This window comes from Streptomyces recifensis (assembly GCF_002154615.1).
Classification (GTDB): domain Bacteria; phylum Actinomycetota; class Actinomycetes; order Streptomycetales; family Streptomycetaceae; genus Streptomyces; species Streptomyces griseoluteus.
Window position 1 is genome coordinate 235 of the sequence record NZ_MUNH01000744.1, and the last position, 583, is coordinate 817.

Sequence of the window (583 nt, forward strand, 5' to 3'; positions counted from 1 at the left end):
GCGGCCTTGGCGGCGGCCTCGGCGGCCTGCTGGTCGGCCTTGGCGACGGCGGCCGCGGTGGCCCGGCTGTCCGCCTTGCTCTGCTGCCGCTCGGCCTGGGCCATGATCCGGCTGCGCAGCGCCTCGCCCGCGTCGGCGGTGGAGTCGTCGCCGACGGCGGTGGCCGTGGCGGTGGCGGTGGCGACACCGGCGAGGGAGGCGGCGGGCGTCTCCGTGTGGTGGTGCCCGTCGATCAGGGAGTCCACGGAGGGCAGGTCGGGCAGCGCGATGGACACGGGCGGCTTGCCGGTGTTGGCGCTCGCCATGCCACCCGCGCCGACGGCGGCGATGACACCGACGCCGAGCACGGTGGAGCTGCGGGCGAGTCCACCGCCGCGCTGCTTGGCCACCCGGTGGCGGCCGCGTACCGCGGGCAGGGACTCCTCGGTGGGGTTCCACTCCTCCCACGCGCCGTCCTCGGCACGGGGGGCGCCGTAGGCAAAGGGCTCACTCGCGTCCGGCGCGAACGGGGCTTGTGGGGCAGGCCGGTTGAACGCCACGCGGGCGCACTCCTTTCCCTCCTCCGCCTACCGGGTTAGCTGAC

Annotated in this window: 1 pseudogene; it reads right to left on the reverse strand. The window is 76.2% G+C overall.

Annotation, left to right across the window (positions count from 1 at the left end):
* Positions 1 to 539, reverse strand: a pseudogene (locus CCN33_RS29120) (M23 family peptidase); the annotation flags it as partial.
* Positions 540 to 583: the final 44 nt, after the last annotated feature.